Origin of the sequence: Gilliamella sp. App6-5, assembly GCF_001690525.1 — a bacterium.
GTDB classification, from domain to species: domain Bacteria; phylum Pseudomonadota; class Gammaproteobacteria; order Enterobacterales; family Orbaceae; genus Gilliamella; species Gilliamella apicola_H.
The window spans coordinates 1-18,064 of record NZ_LZGT01000056.1; the positions used below are offsets into that span (position 1 = coordinate 1).

The 18,064-nt window shown below is 35.8% G+C and carries 18 protein-coding genes; 5 read left to right on the forward strand and 13 right to left on the reverse strand.

Annotated features, from left to right (window positions below; translation table 11 throughout):
• Positions 1 to 120: 120 nt before the first annotated feature.
• Positions 121 to 819, reverse strand: coding sequence for an MFS transporter (locus tag A9G24_RS06995; RefSeq protein ID WP_065638369.1), 699 nt, complete (start codon positions 817 to 819; stop codon positions 121 to 123).
• Positions 820 to 984: 165 nt separating this feature from the next.
• Between A9G24_RS06995 and A9G24_RS07000 the strand changes: the two genes are divergently transcribed.
• On the forward strand, positions 985 to 1,287 hold the full coding sequence (locus A9G24_RS07000) for a transposase (protein WP_081303119.1): 303 nt from the start codon (positions 985 to 987) through the stop codon (positions 1,285 to 1,287).
• Between the two features lie 53 nt (positions 1,288 to 1,340).
• Complete coding sequence (locus A9G24_RS12500) at positions 1,341 to 1,547, forward strand: IS3 family transposase (protein ID WP_141673102.1); 207 nt, start codon at positions 1,341 to 1,343, stop codon at positions 1,545 to 1,547.
• Between the two features lie 179 nt (positions 1,548 to 1,726).
• Here A9G24_RS12500 and A9G24_RS07005 read toward each other — a convergent pair whose 3' ends face one another.
• Positions 1,727 to 2,986 (reverse strand): uracil-xanthine permease family protein, encoded by a 1,260-nt coding sequence (locus A9G24_RS07005; RefSeq protein ID WP_065638406.1) that lies wholly within the window; start codon positions 2,984 to 2,986, stop codon positions 1,727 to 1,729.
• A gap of 101 nt (positions 2,987 to 3,087) precedes the next feature.
• Entirely contained in the window at positions 3,088 to 3,714 is a 627-nt protein-coding gene (upp, locus tag A9G24_RS07010; RefSeq protein WP_065638370.1) for a uracil phosphoribosyltransferase, read from the reverse strand.
• A gap of 213 nt (positions 3,715 to 3,927) precedes the next feature.
• Between upp and A9G24_RS07015 the strand changes: the two genes are divergently transcribed.
• Positions 3,928 to 4,263 carry a DUF805 domain-containing protein gene (locus A9G24_RS07015; RefSeq protein WP_065638371.1) on the forward strand — a complete coding sequence of 112 codons (336 nt, stop codon included), beginning with the start codon at positions 3,928 to 3,930 and terminating at the stop codon, positions 4,261 to 4,263.
• A 66-nt stretch (positions 4,264 to 4,329) separates the two neighbouring features.
• On the opposite strand, the gene gntR is transcribed toward A9G24_RS07015, so the two are convergent.
• Positions 4,330 to 5,334: a gluconate operon transcriptional repressor GntR gene (gene gntR, locus A9G24_RS07020; protein WP_065638372.1), complete on the reverse strand. Its 1,005-nt coding sequence runs from the start codon at positions 5,332 to 5,334 to the stop codon at positions 4,330 to 4,332.
• A complete protein-coding gene (ung, locus tag A9G24_RS07025) occupies positions 5,327 to 6,019 on the reverse strand; it encodes a uracil-DNA glycosylase (protein ID WP_065638373.1) in 693 nt (230 codons plus the stop codon). The genes gntR and ung overlap by 8 nt, the downstream gene beginning before the upstream one ends.
• Before the next feature lie 448 nt (positions 6,020 to 6,467).
• Here ung and grcA point away from each other — a divergent pair, with 448 nt between their 5' ends.
• Positions 6,468 to 6,851: an autonomous glycyl radical cofactor GrcA gene (gene grcA, locus A9G24_RS07030; protein ID WP_065638374.1), complete on the forward strand. Its 384-nt coding sequence runs from the start codon at positions 6,468 to 6,470 to the stop codon at positions 6,849 to 6,851.
• Positions 6,852 to 6,981: 130 nt separating this feature from the next.
• Here the strand turns inward: grcA and A9G24_RS07035 are convergent, their stop codons facing one another.
• From A9G24_RS07035 to dnaK, 3 genes are all read right to left on the reverse strand, one after another.
• A complete protein-coding gene (locus A9G24_RS07035; RefSeq protein WP_065638375.1) occupies positions 6,982 to 8,067 on the reverse strand; it encodes a hypothetical protein in 1,086 nt (361 codons plus the stop codon).
• A 249-nt stretch (positions 8,068 to 8,316) separates the two neighbouring features.
• The gene (dnaJ, locus tag A9G24_RS07040) at positions 8,317 to 9,444 is read right to left on the reverse strand and encodes a molecular chaperone DnaJ (protein WP_065638376.1); all 1,128 of its coding nucleotides are present in this window, start codon (positions 9,442 to 9,444) and stop codon (positions 8,317 to 8,319) included.
• Positions 9,445 to 9,570: 126 nt separating this feature from the next.
• Positions 9,571 to 11,490 (reverse strand): molecular chaperone DnaK, encoded by a 1,920-nt coding sequence (gene dnaK, locus A9G24_RS07045; protein ID WP_065638377.1) that lies wholly within the window; start codon positions 11,488 to 11,490, stop codon positions 9,571 to 9,573.
• Positions 11,491 to 11,721: 231 nt separating this feature from the next.
• Between dnaK and satP the strand changes: the two genes are divergently transcribed.
• Positions 11,722 to 12,300, forward strand: coding sequence for an acetate uptake transporter (gene satP / locus A9G24_RS07050; protein WP_065638378.1), 579 nt, complete (start codon positions 11,722 to 11,724; stop codon positions 12,298 to 12,300).
• A gap of 81 nt (positions 12,301 to 12,381) precedes the next feature.
• On the opposite strand, the gene asnB is transcribed toward satP, so the two are convergent.
• From asnB to gltX, 5 genes are all read right to left on the reverse strand, one after another.
• Positions 12,382 to 14,055: an asparagine synthase B gene (asnB, locus tag A9G24_RS07055; protein WP_065638379.1), complete on the reverse strand. Its 1,674-nt coding sequence runs from the start codon at positions 14,053 to 14,055 to the stop codon at positions 12,382 to 12,384.
• Positions 14,056 to 14,257: 202 nt separating this feature from the next.
• A complete protein-coding gene (locus A9G24_RS07060) occupies positions 14,258 to 14,602 on the reverse strand; it encodes a YdbL family protein (protein ID WP_065638380.1) in 345 nt (114 codons plus the stop codon).
• Between the two features lie 105 nt (positions 14,603 to 14,707).
• Positions 14,708 to 14,893: a YnbE family lipoprotein gene (locus tag A9G24_RS07065; protein WP_065588281.1), complete on the reverse strand. Its 186-nt coding sequence runs from the start codon at positions 14,891 to 14,893 to the stop codon at positions 14,708 to 14,710.
• Between the two features lie 11 nt (positions 14,894 to 14,904).
• On the reverse strand, positions 14,905 to 16,518 hold the full coding sequence (locus tag A9G24_RS07070; RefSeq protein ID WP_065638381.1) for an intermembrane phospholipid transport protein YdbH family protein: 1,614 nt from the start codon (positions 16,516 to 16,518) through the stop codon (positions 14,905 to 14,907).
• Positions 16,519 to 16,578: 60 nt separating this feature from the next.
• Positions 16,579 to 18,009 (reverse strand): glutamate--tRNA ligase, encoded by a 1,431-nt coding sequence (gene gltX, locus A9G24_RS07075; RefSeq protein WP_065638382.1) that lies wholly within the window; start codon positions 18,007 to 18,009, stop codon positions 16,579 to 16,581.
• Positions 18,010 to 18,064: the final 55 nt, after the last annotated feature.

Sequence of the window (18,064 nt, forward strand, 5' to 3'; positions counted from 1 at the left end):
AACAGTGTATAACACCGAAAGACCGCATGAGGCATTAAATAACATGACACCGATTGAGTATAAAACATTAAAACAGGCAGCTTAATTTTCTACGTAAGTTGTGTACTAAGTTTGGGGTATTTACATCAAAAATATACCAAGCAAAAAGGTACTCAAGTTCCTTATACTATAATTATTTATATTAATTTGAAATAAAGCATATAAAGATAGTGCATACCCAATTGATATTAACATGATATCAAAAAAAATGATTTTTTGTTGTATACATTTTTCAGAAGTAAAACACATTTTTTTAGATAAAAAAAGCACATGTATTATTAATGGTATATTTATAAAAAACAAAACTCTCCAAGAAAAATATTCAGTTATTATAGAACCAAGTAATGGTGCAATAGCTGGAGCAAAAATAGCAGGGATTCCCACAAGTGCCATAGTCGATCTAGCATTTTCTTTTCCGAAGTATGAGACTAAAATTACTTGCACTAAAGGTATTAATAAACCAGCACTTAGGCCTTGTATTATTCTACCAATAATAAATAAGTAAAAATTGCTTGTTAATCCACATATAAATGATCCAATTAAAAAAAACAAAATTGCAAACCGCCATAGCTTAATGGATCCATATTGTTTGGATAGATAAGGAACTAATGGGATACCAATTGATGTACCTATAATATAAGTAGTAATACCCCATGATATAATTTCCACACTTCTATTAAAAGTTATTGATATTGATTCTAGTGTAATATTTATTACACTAGAATCAAGAAGAGGCAATATACTTGATACTATACAAATATATAATATTTTATTTTTCATAATATTTAATCATCTTGAGTATTGGAATAAATATTTAGTAGGTTCCCTAGAATAAATACCTTCAAACCCTATAGGATTCTCCGTATATTCTGGATCGGCTACACTAATTAGTCCAGTCTAATAAGGTCATTGTTATGATAACCCAAAAAACAAAAGGAACCAACAATGACAAATCCCATTTCAAGAAGAGAAAAACGCAGTTTTACTAATGAATTTAAAAAACAGATGGTGATGCTATATCAAAATGGCAAAAAACGAGCGGATATTGTCGCCGAATATGACCTGACTAAATCTGCATTAAATAAGTGGATTAAGCAATATCAAACCACTGGTGAATTTACAGCTCAAGCTAATTGTAGTGCTCAAGAAAATGAGCTTATAGCCCTACGTAAAGAAAATAAGCATTTGTTAATGGAGCATGACATCCTAAAGCAAGCTGCGTTGATAATAGGACGAAAATCAAATTAATCACCGAGAATCAACATCGATATAGCTTACGTGCGTTATGTCGATGTTTACAAGTGTCAAGAAATAGCTTCTATTATCAACCACAATTAACCAGTAAAAAAACAGACAAAATGCTTGATGAAAAAGTGAAAGCGGTATTTAACGATAACTATCAATCCTATGGAACAAGACAACTACAAGTAGAGCTTAGAAAGAAAAGTATAATATTACCCCGTCGCCGAATTGGTCGAATCATGCAAGAAAATGGATTAGTATTGTAACTCTCCCTAAAATAGTGCAAAAAAATGAAAAAAGATTTAGATATAAAAAACGACTCAGCTTACTCAACCATTTTGTTTTTTAATTTAATTATTTAGTTTTGTAAAAACGTTGAGGAGTGTATACCGTTACATTGCAAATATCGTTGGCGATAAACATGGCCAACGATATATTTGTTCATTTAGTGAGAGTTGGTCGGTTTGGCTTGATGTGGCAGAATTAGATTTAACACAATCGCTAAGATACCGCATAAACTGATACCTTGTAGGGCATACGATCCAAAATCAAAGATCATTCCACCGATCCCAAAAACTAAAACTAATGAGACAATACACATATTTCGAGGCACGGAAAGATCCACTTTGTGTTTAACTAAAATATTTATGCCCACTGATGCAATGGAACCAAACAATAGCACCATAATTCCCCCCATGACTACAGTTGGAATTGAGCCTAAAAATGCACCAATTTTGCCAATAAAAGACATTAAAATGGCCCAAATTGCCGCCCATGTCATGACGCGAGTTTTAAAATTACGCGTTAACGTTACCGCACCAATTACTTCCGCATAAGTAATACAGGGTGGTCCACCAAAAAATCCCGCTGTCGAAGTTGCCAATCCATCACCGAGTAATGTGCGCTGTAAGCCAGGATCACGCGTATAATCTTTACCTGTGACAGTACTAATTGCCATAATATCACCAACATGTTCAATGGTTGGTGCAATCACAATTGGCAGCATATACAAAATTGCTTGCCAGTGAAATTCAGGAAACGTGAAATCAGGTATTTTAAACCACGGAGCATCAATCACCGGTTGAAAATTGACAATACCGAACATACAAGAAAGCGTATAACCAACCACAATACCCGAAATAATAGGTAATAATTTTAAAAAACCTTTTGCCCAAATAGCCACCACTAACGTTGTTAATAGTGAAGCCATTGAAATAAGAATCAATTGATAATTTTCAGCTTGTAGTCCACTATTTTTACCCATTGCCATCCCAACGGTAACCGGCGCAAGCGATAAGCCAATAACCATAATAATTGGACCTGTCACAACCGGCGGTAAGATGCGGTCAATAACATGGCTACCATTCATTTTGACTAAAAAAGCAAAAAACATAAAAACTAACCCCGCGGCAACTAAACCGCCTAAAGTAGCGGGGATCCCCCACTGCGCAACACCAAATGAGATAGGGGCAATAAACGCAAATGATGAAGCTAAAAATACCGGTACCTTACCTTTCGTGGTTAATTGAAATAATAAAGTACCTACTCCAGCAGTAAAAAGCGCTACATTGGGATTTAACCCCGTTAACAACGGTACTAATACCAATGCTCCAAATGCGACAAATAACATTTGTGCGCCAGTAAAAATATCCTGCCAAGAATGCTTATGCAGTGATGTTATATTTTTTGATTTGTCTGTTGTGATATTACTCACATTGCGCCTCTCTTACTTAACTAAGTTTGTATATAATTTGTCTGATTAACAGGCATAAAAAAACCGGATAAACCGGTCTAAATTTTGAGATTCTATTTTGTGCCGAAGATTTTGTCTCCTGCATCACCCAGGCCGGGCAATATGTAGCCTTTTTCATTCAACCTCTCATCAATCGATGCAGTATAAAGTTCAACGTCAGGATGAGCTTGTTCAAGCACTTTAATTCCTTCTGGTGCGGCAACCAAAACTAATACTTTAATATTTTTACAACCTGCTTTTTTAAGCAAATCGATTGTCGCTACCATTGACCCACCTGTTGCTAGCATTGGATCAACAACTAAAGCCATTCGCTCTCCAATATCTGAGGTTAACTTCTCGAAATAAGGAACAGGTTCGAGCGTTTCTTCATTACGGTAAAAACCAACAACGCTAATACGCGCACTTGGTATATGTTCAAGCACACCATCCATCATACCTAAACCTGCGCGTAAAATAGGTACCACCGTAATTTTTTTACCTTTGATACGTTCAACTTCAACAGGCCCACACCAACCATTGATCGTTACTGTTTCGGTAGGTAGATCCGCAGTGGCTTCATAAGTTAATAAACTGCCAACTTCGCTGGCAAGATCGCGAAAGTCTTTGGTGCTAATATCGTGTTCACGCATTAAACCAATTTTATGGCGTACAAGAGGGTGTTTTACTTCAACTATTTTCATGGAGGGCCTCAGTGTTATTTTCTATAATCTGTTAGTCGGTATAAATAACCACTGAGGGGCGATTCTAACATAGATCTCACTTTATGAAAACCTGAAATCAACAGGTTTATCGACAGTGTAAATATTAGTAAAAATATCAACAATAAAAATCGTTTAATTTTCGTTTTATTTCATTAGAATGATTGTCAGTTATTAAATAAAAAGGGATAGGGAATGAATTGGTTTATTGATTGTATTACAATAAATTATGCAAATTTTAATGGGCGAGCTTGCCGTGAAGAATATTGGATGTTCTCTTCGATCTATATTGTTCTAATTATTTTGATGATAATTATTGATAATATGATGAAAAATAACCTCGTTTTAACTTTGAGCTTGACATTGACTTTATTTGTTCCTAATTGCGCAGTTACAGTACGCCGTTTGCATGATGTTGATAAACCGGGTTGGTACTTTTGGACCGCAACACCTTATACGCTATTAAAACTTATGTATACCGATTCAACTTCTGGTCCTAACCAATATGGTGAAAACCCTAAAGGTTTATAATTTACGAATAACCTTATTACTAAATGTGGTAAGGTTAGATGATTCTCAATCCGACTTTCTGTTTTATCAAATACTTTCGCCGTCTAAATACTCAACTGGCATATCAATCACTTTTTGATCGACCTGCTCGCCATTAATTCGTTTTAATAATAGTTCTGCGGCAATTTTTCCCATGTCAATTCTGGGTGTCTGTATAGACGCTAATTTAGGATTCATAAATTGACCAATTTGATGTCCATGAAACCCAACAATCGCTATCTGTTTTGGCACTTCAATCCCTATCCTCTGACACTCAAGCAGCACCCCTAAAGCCAAATCATCATTGGTACTAAAAATACCATCAACACTAGGAAACTCTGTTAAAATTTGATGCAAAAATCTTGCCCCTAATTCATAAGACGATGCTTCTTTAGTCGCTAGCGTTCGAGGTGTCAATCCTGCTTCTTCCATTGCCTTTTCATAACCTTGTTGACGAATAATACTTCGTTGGTCTTGCCTTGCGCTAAAATAGACAATATTTCGATGCCCTTTATTTATCATTCGCTGAATCATCTTTTTAGTCGCAGTAAAATTATCAAAGCCAACCGCCATATCAATGCAAGGTGAAACACTATCCATAATTTCAACAACAGGTATACCCGAAATTTCAATCATTTTTAATGTTGCTGGAGTATGTGTTCTTTCGGTTAAAATTAATCCGTCAATATTATAAGAAAGTAATGAACGTAAACGTGATTCTTCTTTTTCTGCACTATAGCCAGTATGGGTAATCATGGTTTGATATCCCCTAGCATCAGTCACCGTTTCAATACCTTTTAAAATATCAGCAAAAACTTGATTGGTAAAAGAAGGAAACACAATACCAATCGCATTACTTTTGGCATTAGACAGCATATCGGGTGCTTTATTCGGAATGTAACCAAGCTCATCTATCGCAGCTGAAATTTGTAATTGAAGTGGTTTAGAGACTAGATTGGGATCACGTAAAAAACGACTAACTGTCATTTTACTAATCCCAATTAAATTGGCGATTTCTTGCAAACCCGTTCGACGTTTTTTATGGCTATTCATTCACTTTTTCCGGTAGTCTTGGCTGCCAATCTATGGCTGCTTTGCCTTGTTGTATAATAAGATCATTCGCTTTTGAAAAATGCTTACCCCCCAAAAAGCCACGATGAGCAGATAACGGCGATGGATGCACTGACGTTAATACATGGTGCTTTTGACGATTAATAAACTGACCTTTTTTTTGTGCAGGTGCTCCCCACAATAAAAAAACCACACCCTCAAGATGCTTATCAATTGCGGCTATCACATGGTCAGTAAAGGTTTCCCAACCTATTTTTGCATGAGAATGCGCCTGCCCTGCTTCAACCGTCAGCACATTATTTAATAATAATACGCCTTGAGTCGCCCAAGAAGCTAAATAGCCATGAGAAGGAATTGTAAATCCATCAATATCCGTTGATAGCTCTTTATAAATATTCATTAACGATGGCGGTGGCTTAATTCCAGGTAAAACAGAAAATGAAAGTCCGTGGGCTTGATTAGGACCATGATAAGGATCTTGCCCTAAAATCACGACTTTGATTTGATCAAATGGCGTGAAACGAAACGCATTAAACACATCATGCTGTGGTGGATACACAATCTTACCATTAGCGCGCTCAGATGCCACAAATTGCATTATATGTTGAAAATAGGGCTTCTGTTTTTCACCGCCGATAACGTCATGCCATGTTAATTGATTATTCATACAATACCTATACTATAATTTTATATGACTCAACAACACTATTTGCTGATTGCAATAATTATACCTAAAAATCATAATAAACCTAATGCTATTGAGCTTAAACCGCGCTAAATCAAAATTGTTAAATATTCAGTTAGGCATACAATAACAACCCATTATTTAATGCCTCAATACTAATGGCATATTTTGACAATATTTTAAATCACAACAAGTTTGACTAAATAAATATCCTGTTGCGTCCCTTTATTTTTTAAAAGACAATAGACATGGTTAATAAATCAAGAAATAATTAATATAATAAAGTGTGTTTATACAATCATAACTAAAATACTAAACAAAGGTATTACTTATTGAATCGATAGCTTTTTTTGACTTTAATCAAATATTCAAAGTGCTATATTAACCCTAATTATTTTAGGGCAATAAGGCCCCGTTAGGAGGATTTAAAATGATTAAAGGTATCCAAATTACTAAAGCAGACAATGCAGCACTTCTTAACTCTTTCTGGTTATTAGACGACGCGACAAAAGAAGCGCGCTGTGTAGCTGCTAAATCAGTTTATAAAGAAGATCAAGTGATCCCGACTACAGAACTAGGTCAATTCGAATATCGTGAAGTTCCATTAGATGTTGCACCAACGATTAAAGTTGAAGGCGGTCAACACTTAAATGTGAACGTTCTTCGTCGTGAAACTTTGGAAGATGCCGTACAGCATCCAGAAAAATACCCACAATTAACCATTCGTGTGTCTGGTTATGCCGTGCGTTTTAACTCACTAACAGCAGAACAACAACGCGACGTTATTGCTCGTACATTTACGACTAAAATCTAATTAAATCGAGTGTAAGTTTATAAAGGATAATCTAAGTAATTAGGTTATCCTTTTTTTATAACTTAAATATCACAATATGCTAACACAGTTGTTATTACGCGAAAAAGCATCTATTAATCGTAGATACTTTTTATGCTTGATGACATTCAACCCAACGTAAATACTGTCGCCAGAAAGGATCGAACTCACATTCAATTTTAACTGATAATGTATTATATCGGTTTGTTATCTGTTGTACTAATTGAAGTGCTGAGTGTTTATTTCCTACATGCCATAACATATTCCTTACACCTTGACTAAAACTATTTTGACAATGAATGCCTCGCTCATCAGCACGTAAAGCAAGATTGATAGCATCTTCTAATTCATAAACAGCTGAAAGAGTCTCTTTACTATCAATATCAACAATAACATTAAGTGCATAACAATAATTTTCATGCCCTACCAAAGAATTAGCCGCTTCATTACGATGCACTAACATTTTAAGATCCATTAATTCAAATACAATCCATTGATCCTCTTGAGCATTAAGTACACCTGTGTGTTTTAAATCTTCTTTCCATAACCGATCAAAAATAGTTACAAATTGGTTAGCAGGAACGGTAGCAGCATTTTGATCTGTCTTTAAAAACTCAATAGATTCTACTCTAATAGCAAAATCATATTCACCCAATAGATGATCGAGATAAATCAATGCCATCGTTTCTGCTTGTTTTACCATATCTTCAGGAACAGTCTTAGCGAGCATAATGCCAATAGATATTTTACGATAACTTTCTTTATATTGAATTAATAAATCAGTTGCACCTAATGAGAAAGAACTCTCTTTAGATTTTATAACAAATGTATCTACATTATTAATGCGCTGACGAAATGCTTCTACTTCGAAAAACTGAAGATCAGGTGCTTGTCGGGAAATTTCCATTACATACTCGAATCGATCAATTTTTCCATCCGCAGTAAAAATAATTTTATGCTTCTTAGTATCCCCTACAGTAATTTCAGCAATGACATCTAACTGATTTTCATCTAATAGCTTATTGATATTTTCCATTATATCGATAAGTTCAAGTTCATTAAGAGATTGTTCAGATTTCTTTACCTGTTGCCAAAAATTCTGAATTATCACACTTAAATGATCTTGTGAGCTTTGTTGCTCTTTTGGTGTGTCTTTAATATCAGGCGGTGATTTTTTCCAAAACTTTTTAAAAAACATAGATATTATTCTCTTCATGTCATTAAAATCATACAAAACTAATATTAATAATTTAACTAAAGTATACTATATTCATTTAAAGTTAATAACTATCGATTATCTAATAAGATTATTAATTTAAATATTGCTGTAAGGAAATATTATTTTATGGAAATAGGAAAGTAAAAAATATTAAACTTAAACAGTAAGATAAAAATAAAATGCGAGATTAGCAACCTAATCTCGCTATTATTTCAACTATGATTAGTTTTATTCAAAAAACTTTTTCACTTTGTCAAAAAAGCTTTTTTCTTTGGGGCTGTGTTTAGAGTTTTTATCGGCTTTAAAGCTTTCACCTAATTCTTTAAGCAGCTCTTTTTGTTTGCTGGTTAAGTTAACTGGCGTTTCAACCACAACATGACAGTAAAGATCACCTACCGCACTACCGCGTAATGATTTGACGCCTTTGCCTCGTAGTCGGAACATTTTACCAGTTTGTGTTTCAGCAGGAATCGTTAAGCTGACTTTACCATTTAGGGTTGGCACTTCAACTTCGCCACCAAGTGATGCCAATGCAATATTAATTGGAATTTCGCAATGCAGATTTGTGCCGTCTCGCTCAAAAATAGCATGCGGTTTAATTTGCATTTGAACATATAAATCACCTGATGGTGCACCATTTAAACCTGCTTCGCCCTCACCAGATAATCGGATACGGTTGCCAGTATCAACACCCGCTGGAATAGTAACAGACAATGTTTTCGTTTTTTCAATGCGACCTTCACCATGACATTTTTTACATGGATTTTTAACCACTTTACCCCGTCCATGACAAGTTGGGCACTCTTGTTGCACGGCAAAAAAACCTTGTCGCATTTGTACAACACCTGCACCATGACAGGTATTACACGTGACCACATCAGAAGATTTTTCAGCTCCTTGCCCATGGCAAGTATCACAACTTACCCAAGTTGGTACTTTAATTTCTTTACTAACACCTGCCGCGGCTTCTTCTAATGTTAGGGTGATATTGTATTGTAAGTCATTACCACGAGAGGCGGTTTGACTACGCCCACGACCGCCACCAAAAAAATCACTGAATATATCGTCGAACGCACCACCGCCAAAGCCACCAAATCCGCCGAATCCACCCGATCCGCCCTGCCCTTGTTCAAAAGCAGCATGACCATATTGATCATAAGCCGCTTTTTTTTGCGGATCAGTTAGGATTTCGTAAGCTTCTTTCACCTCTTTGAACTTTGCTTCTGCTTCGGCTTTGTTATCTTGATTTTTATCAGGATGATATTTCATCGCTAGGCGTTTATAGGCTTTTTTTATCTCACTTTCACTGGCACTTTTACTGACGCCCAATGTTTCATAATAATCTTTCTTCGCCATAATTGACCTTTATTTTTTATGATTGTATAAACAACTAAACGGGCTTGAGTTACCTCGCGCCCGTTTAACTTGTTATATGTTTAAAACTTGTTGAAATAACTCATTAAAAAACATTGTAGTTAATGTTTATTTTTTATCATCATCAACTTCTTTGAAGTCTGCATCAACAACATCATCTTGCGCATTAGTGTTTCCACTATTTGCTTGACCCGCACCTTGAGCTGCTTGGGCTTGTTGTTGTGCTAATTCAAGCAATTTTTTAGATGCTTCCATTAATGCATTAATTTTTGCTTCAATTTCTGCTTTATCTTCGCCACGAGCGGCAACTTCTAAAGCACTTACGGCATCTTCAATTGCTTTTTTATCATCAGCTGATAACTGATCACCAGCTTCAGTCACTTGTTTACGTGTTGAGTGAACAAGATGATCGGCTTGGTTACGAGTTTGAGCTAGTTCTTCAAATTTACGGTCTGCATCAGCATTAGCTTCCGCATCATTTACCATTTTTTGAATCTCTTCTTCACTTAATCCTGAAGAGGCTTTAATCGTAATTTTTTGTTCACGTCCAGTATTTTTGTCTTTCGCAGATACATGCAAAATACCGTCAGCATCAATATCAAAAGTGACTTCAATTTGTGGCATACCGCGAGGAGCCGCTTGAATACCATCTAGATTGAATTGACCTAATGATTTGTTATCACCCGCACGTTTACGTTCACCTTGTAACACATGAATGGTTACAGCTGATTGATTATCTTCAGCGGTTGAGAACACTTGACTATGTTTAGTTGGAATAGTTGTGTTCTTTTCAATTAAAGTTGTCATTACCCCCCCCATAGTCTCAATACCTAAAGACAATGGCGTAACATCAAGTAATAACACGTCTTTAACATCACCACCAAGTACACCACCTTGAACAGCTGCACCAACTGCAACCGCTTCGTCAGGGTTTACATCTTTACGTGGCTCTTTACCAAAGAAATCAGCAACCGCTTTTTGAACCATTGGCATACGTGTTTGACCACCAACAAGAATAACGTCTTTAATGTCAGAAACAGAAAGACCAGCATCTTGTAATGCTGTTTTTACAGGATCCATTGAACGTTTAACTAAATCTTCAACTAAAGACTCAAGTTTAGCGCGTGTTACTTTGATATTTAAATGTTTTGGACCTGTTGCATCAGCGGTAATGTACGGTAGATTAATATCTGTTTGTTGGGCTGATGATAATTCAATTTTCGCTTTTTCTGCTGCTTCTTTTAAACGTTGCATTGCAAGCGGATCATTTTTTAGATCGAAGTTTTGTTCACGTTTAAATTCGTCAACTAAATAATTGATTAAACGTGAGTCAAAGTCTTCACCACCTAAGTGAGTATCACCATTTGTTGCTAACACTTCAAAGGTTTTTTCGCCATCAACATCATCGATTTCGATAATAGAAATATCAAATGTACCACCACCAAGGTCATAAACAGCAATAGTACGGTTACCTACATCTTTATCTAAACCATAAGCAAGTGCTGCCGCTGTTGGTTCGTTGATGATACGTTTTACATCAAGTCCTGCAATACGACCAGCATCTTTGGTTGCTTGACGTTGTGCATCGTTAAAGTAAGCTGGAACAGTAATCACCGCTTCAGTTACGGCTTCACCAAGATAATCTTCTGCTGTTTTTTTCATTTTCTTTAAAACTTCAGCAGAAATTTGTGGTGGCGCAATTTTTTGACCTTTAACATCAACCCATGCATCACCATTATCGGCTTTTACAATTTTATATGGCATGATGCTAACGTCACGTTGTACTTCGGCATCTTCAAAACGACGGCCAATTAAACGCTTAATGGCAAATAGTGTATTTTGTGGATTAGTTACTGCTTGACGTTTTGCTGGTTGACCAACTAAGATTTCACCATCTTGAGTATAAGCAATAATGGAAGGGGTTGTGCGATCACCTTCTGCATTTTCTAATACTTTTGCTTGGCCATTGTCCATGACAGCAACACATGAATTTGTTGTACCTAAATCAATACCAATAATTTTACCCATAATCTTTTCTCCTCAAAATCTGTATTTTATTTCTTGTATATAGGTCTTAAATATTAATTTTCAAGCCTTTATTTCACAAAGAAATGTTTTTGTTTTCACATAAATGGGAACATTATTATTAATATCAAGGGGGGGAAAAAAATAATTTTCCCTGAAATCTTGATTATCGCGTTTTCTGCACTTATCATTGCCGCTCTTTTTTAATCATCAAATTTAACTTATAGGATCCTTATGGAACAAACAAAACTTGCAAATCCTGGCCCACTTGGTTTAATGGGATTTGGTATGACAACAATTTTATTAAATATTCATAATGCTGGATTTTTCCCAGCTATGACAGTTATTGTCTCAATGGGTATTTTTTATGGTGGTCTTGCGCAAGTCATTGCTGGCATTTTAGAATTTCGAAAAGGCAATACGTTTGGTACAACAGCATTTACTTCTTATGGTTTCTTTTGGATTGCGTTAGTGGGTATTTGGTATTTACCAACTTCATCAGCGACAGCACCATCTGATGCTACCTTTGTTGGTATTTTCCTTGCTTTATGGGGAATTTTTACTGGCTTTATGTTTATTGGTACATTAAAAGGCAACCGCGCATTACAATTTGTTTTTGCTAGTTTAACGGTTTTATTTGCTTTATTAGCCATTGGTAATATTTCAGGTAACCATGACATTATCCATATTGCCGGTTTTGAAGGCATTATTTGTGGAGCAAGTGCTGTTTATTTAGCAATGGCAGAAGTGATTAATGAGCAATTTGGTCGTACTGTTTTACCGATTGGTGCACCTAAAAGCGCTGCACATTAATAAATTTAACTTAATTTAAACAATAAAAAACGGGGATAGTCCCCGTTTTTTATTAGGCTATATTACTGGACAATAAGCCGATTATTTTTTGTACGCATCGTTATGCACACCAACCGCAGCACGTCCAGACGGATCGTTTAGGTTTTTAAATGATTCATCCCATTCAATTGCTTTCGCAGTTGAGCAAGCAACTGTAGGGCCACCCGGCACGCAATGCGCTGCACTTTCCAGTGGGAATAGTTCATTAAAAATCTCACGATACATATAGGCTTCTTTTGAGGTCGGCGTATTGTATGGGAAACGGAACTTTGCATTTTCTAATTGCTGATCAGTAATTTTACTTTCGGCAATCTCTTTTAATGTATCAATCCAGCTATAACCCACACCGTCAGAGAATTGTTCTTTTTGACGCCAAACAACTGATGCAGGTAAGTAAGACTCAAAGGCTTCACGCACAATGTGTTTTTCCATTTTGCCATTGCTGCCACACATTTTATCTTTTGGATTAATACGCATAGCAACATCTAAGAATTTCTTATCAAGGAATGGAACTCGAGCTTCAACGCCCCATGCCGCCATCGCCTTATTAGCACGAGCACAATCATACATATGTAACGCTGCTAATTTGCGTACGGTTTCTTCATGGAACTCTTTGGCATTTGGTGCTTTGTGGAAATAAAGGTAACCACCAAACACTTCATCAGCACCCTCACCAGAAAGTACCATTTTAATGCCCATAGCTTTGATTTTACGCGCCATTAAATACATTGGTGTGGACGCACGAATGGTTGTTACATCATAGGTTTCGATGAAATAAATTACATCACGAATCGCATCAATACCTTCTTGAATGGTAAAGTTAATTTCGTGATGAACCGTACCTAAATGATCCGCAACCGCTTGCGCAGCTTTAAGGTCGGGTGCGCCTTTTAGACCAACAGCAAATGAGTGTAACTGTGGCCACCATGCTTCCGATTTTTCGTGATCTTCAACACGACGTGCTGAGAATTTTTTAGTGATGGCTGAAATGACTGAAGAATCAAGTCCGCCTGATAATAATACTCCATAAGGAACATCAGACATTAAATGACTTTTTACTGACTCTTCTAATGCAACACGAAGTTCATTGATGTCTGCTTTATTATCTTTAACGTTGTCATAATCCATCCAGTCACGTTTGTAATAGGTTTTGATTTCACCGTCAGTACTAGATAGATAGCACCCCGGAGGGAAAGCTTCAATCGTTTTACAAACAGGCACAAGCGCTTTCATTTCAGAAGCGACATAAAATGTGCCATTTTCGTCATGGCCTGTATACATTGGAATAATACCAATATGGTCACGACCGATAAAATAGCTACCTTTGTTGATGTCATAAAGGATAAAAGCGAACATGCCTTGTAATTCATCAAGACAGTCAATACCCTTTTCTTGATATAAAGCCAGAATCACTTCACAGTCTGAACCAGTTTGAAATTCATAACGATCTTTGTACTGATTTCGGAGTTCTTGATGATTATAAATTTCGCCATTTACCGCTAAAACTAGGGTTTTATCTTTATTATAAAGAGGCTGAGATCCAGTATTAACATCCACAATTGATAAACGTTCATGAGCAAGAATAGCTTTATCAGACGCAAAAATACCAGACCAATCAGGACCACGATGACGCTGTAGACATGATAGCTCTAATGCTTTTGTTCGTAATTGTTCTGGATCTGATTTAATATCAAGAATACCTAAAATCGAACACATTGATTTTCTCCATTTCAAATCGCATAAGCGATACTATTACAAGTAAAAAAACTAACTATATAAAAACTTCACACTATTTTTTATTTTTATTAAATAAAAGAAAAAGGATGAACAAATATTTAAACAAACAGCATACACACTAATAATACACAATTAAAGCGCAATGTCATTATACTTTTTCTATCATTGCAAAAAGTAATCATTATTTTTTTAGCCATTGACCTTGTTGCTTTATATATTGACCTGCTGGGGTTTTTTCTTGCGCTTTACTACCCGCCTTTTTTTCTACTTCACTTAAAGGAACATTGCTTTCAGCGGATACTTTTTGATACTGAGCTTTACGAGCTTGATTAATCAGTTGCGCAATTTCAGTGGCATTACCTTCATTTTTCACAACCCCTAAATAACCATCAGCCTGTTCACCAACAACCCCTTGTGCTTTGGCTTGACTCAATGAATCCATAGCTTGCTCTAAATTTAATGCAAACGTAGAAAAAGATAAAACGACAGACAATAATGCTACAGTTGCTTTTTTACAAATAGTCATAACAAACTCCTTAATAAATACATCATATTTTATTAATTTGAATGCGGATACAGATTTTTCTATTAGTCACATTCAAATCGATAGATGAAAATAAAACCGATTAATTTAATATAATCCAGATTTATTAATGATATTATCTAACGCCTTATCAACCTTAATATTAATTTCATGGTCTATCTTAACATTCAAATTGATATTAATGGGTTCGCTCGGCGCTTGCACTTTCACTGTTGGCGAACATCCGATTAACACACTACTTAGCATCATTATTGCAATCACATTTCGTATCATAAAATGACCTCTTATTTTGAAGCTTCCTTTTTTAAACGGGCTTGAATTCGTTTACGAACTGGCTCACTAATTTGATCAGATAACTGTAAGCTCATCAGCAATTTAGCCACATTTTCTTCAAGATTGATATTTAAATTCACTGCTTTGCCATTTTCAGCTTCTAAATTACTTCCTTGAATATTCAATTTCAATTTAGCAATGTCGTTAGCGTAATCAACTGTACCTTGTAATTTAGTATAATGAAAGTTTTTAATAATATCAGTGAGTATTTTCATATTTGGGTTACTTTGCGCATAATTTTTTAACGCCGAATTTTCAAACTGTAAATAACCTTGATTAATTGTAGTTAGCTGCCCATTTTTAATTGCCACTTCAAATGCCGCTTCACTCTTTGTTTTCGCTTTTAATAATGTCATTGGTAAAAAACCATCAATCGTACCGTCGCCAGCAAGCCCTTCTGTTGGATATTTAGCAAGAATATCTTTTAATTGTATCTGTTTTATCTTTAAATTTAATTGTTGGGGTAATTTAGCTAAATTCAATTTACTCGGTTCAATAAAAATTGAACCAGAAAAAATATTAGCTTGAAGCTTTTTCCAAGTCACTACTCCTTTGCTAGGAGCTTTAAATGAAGCGGAATAACTACCCACTAATTTTACCTTTTTAAAGGCGATACCCATATTTACTTCTTGGACATTTAACGCCGGCGTCGAAATCGTAAATCGGTTATCTTTAACAATAATATTGACATCACCTGTCACCGATTTGATTTCACTACTTTTGTAAATACCATTGAGTTTATTCATCGTTAGCATTGCTGTAACAAAGAGTTGATTACGATCAAATGGAATTTTTGATTCAAGTTGAATGTTCAAATTCCCTGCGGCAGAGTCAAGGATTAAATCGTTAGAAAGATTCGTCTTTTCTATGTCAATTGAAGCTTTATCTGAAGTCATTAACGCCAATTGATTACCAGATACCCAGCCAGTAAATGGCAATATTACATGACTATTTTTTAGACCAAATTGATTTAAAGATGACTTAAAAAGACCGTTTTGTACATTAAACTGTGAGGCAGTTTGATCAAAGAATAAAGTTGCCGATAATTGTGTGATATCTTGAGTATTGGTTGATAGATTAAGTTGTATAGCTTGTTGCTGTTTACTGATATCGACTTTTAAATCTAATTGTTCTTTATCTTGTTCATAAAATCGCAATGTATCTATATGAATTGTCTTAGGTGACCAATAAATAATCGTTGGAATCAAAGAGAGATCAAGATCGGATTGATTAAGATTTTCAGTAGCAGTATCAACTACGTTGCCGACAGAATCTAAAACCGTTTCAGATTGATTTATTTGCCAGTGAACATCCAAATTGTTTGCTGATAAATGTGACCACGAAATTAACACATTTCTAGCCGTTATAGAGATTTGAGATTGCTTACTTACAGTAAGTTCATCAAAAGTAAGACCTTTAAAACCAATGCTAGCACCATGCCAGTCGACCATAATCCCATGTTTCTGCTTGAATGACTGCCAATAACGCCATCCATACAAGCAAAATAGTACGATCAAAAATAAGATACTCAGTGATATCCAATAGCGTTTTTTTAAGCGAACCATAATAGTTCTCGATTTGGCAAAAATAATTGCAGGGTATCTATCCCCTGCAATAAATGTCTATTAATTTTGAGATTGTTCTCGCTGTGTAATATATGCCAGCGCCTTATCAATTCTAGTAAGCGTGCGCTTTTTACCAACTGCAAAAACGGTCGCATCAACTGATGGTGATTGCCCGATGCCTGTTACGGCAACGCGTAGAGGCATGCCGACTTTTCCCATACCAACATCAAGCTCAGTTGCCGTTGCTTCAATGGCATGGTGAATTTTATCAATTTGCCAATCAAAATCAGCAATCGCTTCAATTTTTGCTTTAATTGCTTCTAATGGCTCTTTGGCGACTGGACGTAAATGTTTTTTAGCCGCATCAGCATCAAACTCAGCAAAGTCTTGATAACAATAAGAACAAGATTCAGCTATTTCTTTTAGCGTTTTACAACGTTCGCCAAATAGCTTAATGATTGTAATGAGATCGGGACCGTTAGCTAAATCATAGCCTTGTTGATTCATATGCCAAACTAAATGCTGAGCAACATAATCTGCATCTAAATGATTAATATAATGGTGATTTAACCAAAGTAGTTTTTCAGTATTAAATGCACTGGCTGATTTACTCACCGCATCTAATGAAAAATAACTAATCATTTCGGGTACTGAAAATATCTCTTGATCGCCATGTGACCAACCAAGACGTACTAAATAGTTAAGTAGCGCTTCGGGTAAATAACCGTCATCACGATATTGCATAACACTGACTGCACCATGGCGCTTAGATAATTTTTGTCCATCATCCCCTAAAATCATCGATACATGCCCATATTCAGGTAATGGCGCACCTAACGCTTTGAGAATGTTGATCTGGCGAGGCGTGTTGTTGATATGATCTTCACCACGTATAACATGGGTAATTTCCATATCCCAATCATCAACAACCACACAGAAATTATAAGTTGGTGAACCGTCAGTGCGACGAATAATAAGATCATCAAGCTCTTTATTGGCAATCTCAATCGGTCCACGAATTAAATCATTAAAGATAACGGTACCATCAATAGGATTAGCAAAACGAACAACATGAGGTTCATCATGAGAATGTTCTTTTTGTACCGAATCACAACGGCAATGGCCATCGTAACGCGCCTTTTCACCTTTTGCAATTTGTTCTTCACGCAATTTTTCAAGGCGTTCTTTAGAACAATAACAACGATAAGCGGTACCTTTGGCTAACATTTCATCAATGACCTGATGGTAACGATCAAAACGTTTAGTTTGATAATAAGGACCTTCATCCCATGATAATTTTAACCAATTCATACCCTCCATAATCGCTTCAATCGCTTCGGGTGTTGAACGCTCAAGATCGGTATCTTCAATACGTAATACAAATGTACCTTTTGCATGGCGAGTATAAAGCCAAGAATAAAGTGCAGTACGAGCACCACCTACGTGTAAATAGCCTGTTGGGCTGGGTGCAAAACGGGTTTTGATTTTCATGAAATAATCCTAAAAATAACAAAAACGAGCGCCTCATTAACCAGACTGTGGCTTA

What these genes read in the sequence shown, in the direction of transcription:
- A9G24_RS06995 (WP_065638369.1), bottom strand. Translation starts at nt 819, where the DNA reads ATGAAAAATAAAATATTATATATTTGTATAGTATCAAGTATATTGCCT.
- A9G24_RS07000 (WP_081303119.1), top strand. Translation starts at nt 985, where the DNA reads ATGACAAATCCCATTTCAAGAAGAGAAAAACGCAGTTTTACTAATGAA.
- upp (WP_065638370.1), bottom strand. Translation starts at nt 3,714, where the DNA reads ATGAAAATAGTTGAAGTAAAACACCCTCTTGTACGCCATAAAATTGGT.
- A9G24_RS07015 (WP_065638371.1), top strand. Translation starts at nt 3,928, where the DNA reads ATGAATTGGTTTATTGATTGTATTACAATAAATTATGCAAATTTTAAT.
- gntR (WP_065638372.1), bottom strand. Translation starts at nt 5,334, where the DNA reads ATGAATAGCCATAAAAAACGTCGAACGGGTTTGCAAGAAATCGCCAAT.
- ung (WP_065638373.1), bottom strand. Translation starts at nt 6,019, where the DNA reads ATGAATAATCAATTAACATGGCATGACGTTATCGGCGGTGAAAAACAG.
- grcA (WP_065638374.1), top strand. Translation starts at nt 6,468, where the DNA reads ATGATTAAAGGTATCCAAATTACTAAAGCAGACAATGCAGCACTTCTT.
- A9G24_RS07035 (WP_065638375.1), bottom strand. Translation starts at nt 8,067, where the DNA reads ATGTTTTTTAAAAAGTTTTGGAAAAAATCACCGCCTGATATTAAAGAC.
- dnaJ (WP_065638376.1), bottom strand. Translation starts at nt 9,444, where the DNA reads ATGGCGAAGAAAGATTATTATGAAACATTGGGCGTCAGTAAAAGTGCC.
- dnaK (WP_065638377.1), bottom strand. Translation starts at nt 11,490, where the DNA reads ATGGGTAAAATTATTGGTATTGATTTAGGTACAACAAATTCATGTGTT.
- satP (WP_065638378.1), top strand. Translation starts at nt 11,722, where the DNA reads ATGGAACAAACAAAACTTGCAAATCCTGGCCCACTTGGTTTAATGGGA.
- asnB (WP_065638379.1), bottom strand. Translation starts at nt 14,055, where the DNA reads ATGTGTTCGATTTTAGGTATTCTTGATATTAAATCAGATCCAGAACAA.
- A9G24_RS07060 (WP_065638380.1), bottom strand. Translation starts at nt 14,602, where the DNA reads ATGACTATTTGTAAAAAAGCAACTGTAGCATTATTGTCTGTCGTTTTA.
- A9G24_RS07065 (WP_065588281.1), bottom strand. Translation starts at nt 14,893, where the DNA reads ATGATACGAAATGTGATTGCAATAATGATGCTAAGTAGTGTGTTAATC.
- A9G24_RS07070 (WP_065638381.1), bottom strand. Translation starts at nt 16,518, where the DNA reads ATGGTTCGCTTAAAAAAACGCTATTGGATATCACTGAGTATCTTATTT.
- gltX (WP_065638382.1), bottom strand. Translation starts at nt 18,009, where the DNA reads ATGAAAATCAAAACCCGTTTTGCACCCAGCCCAACAGGCTATTTACAC.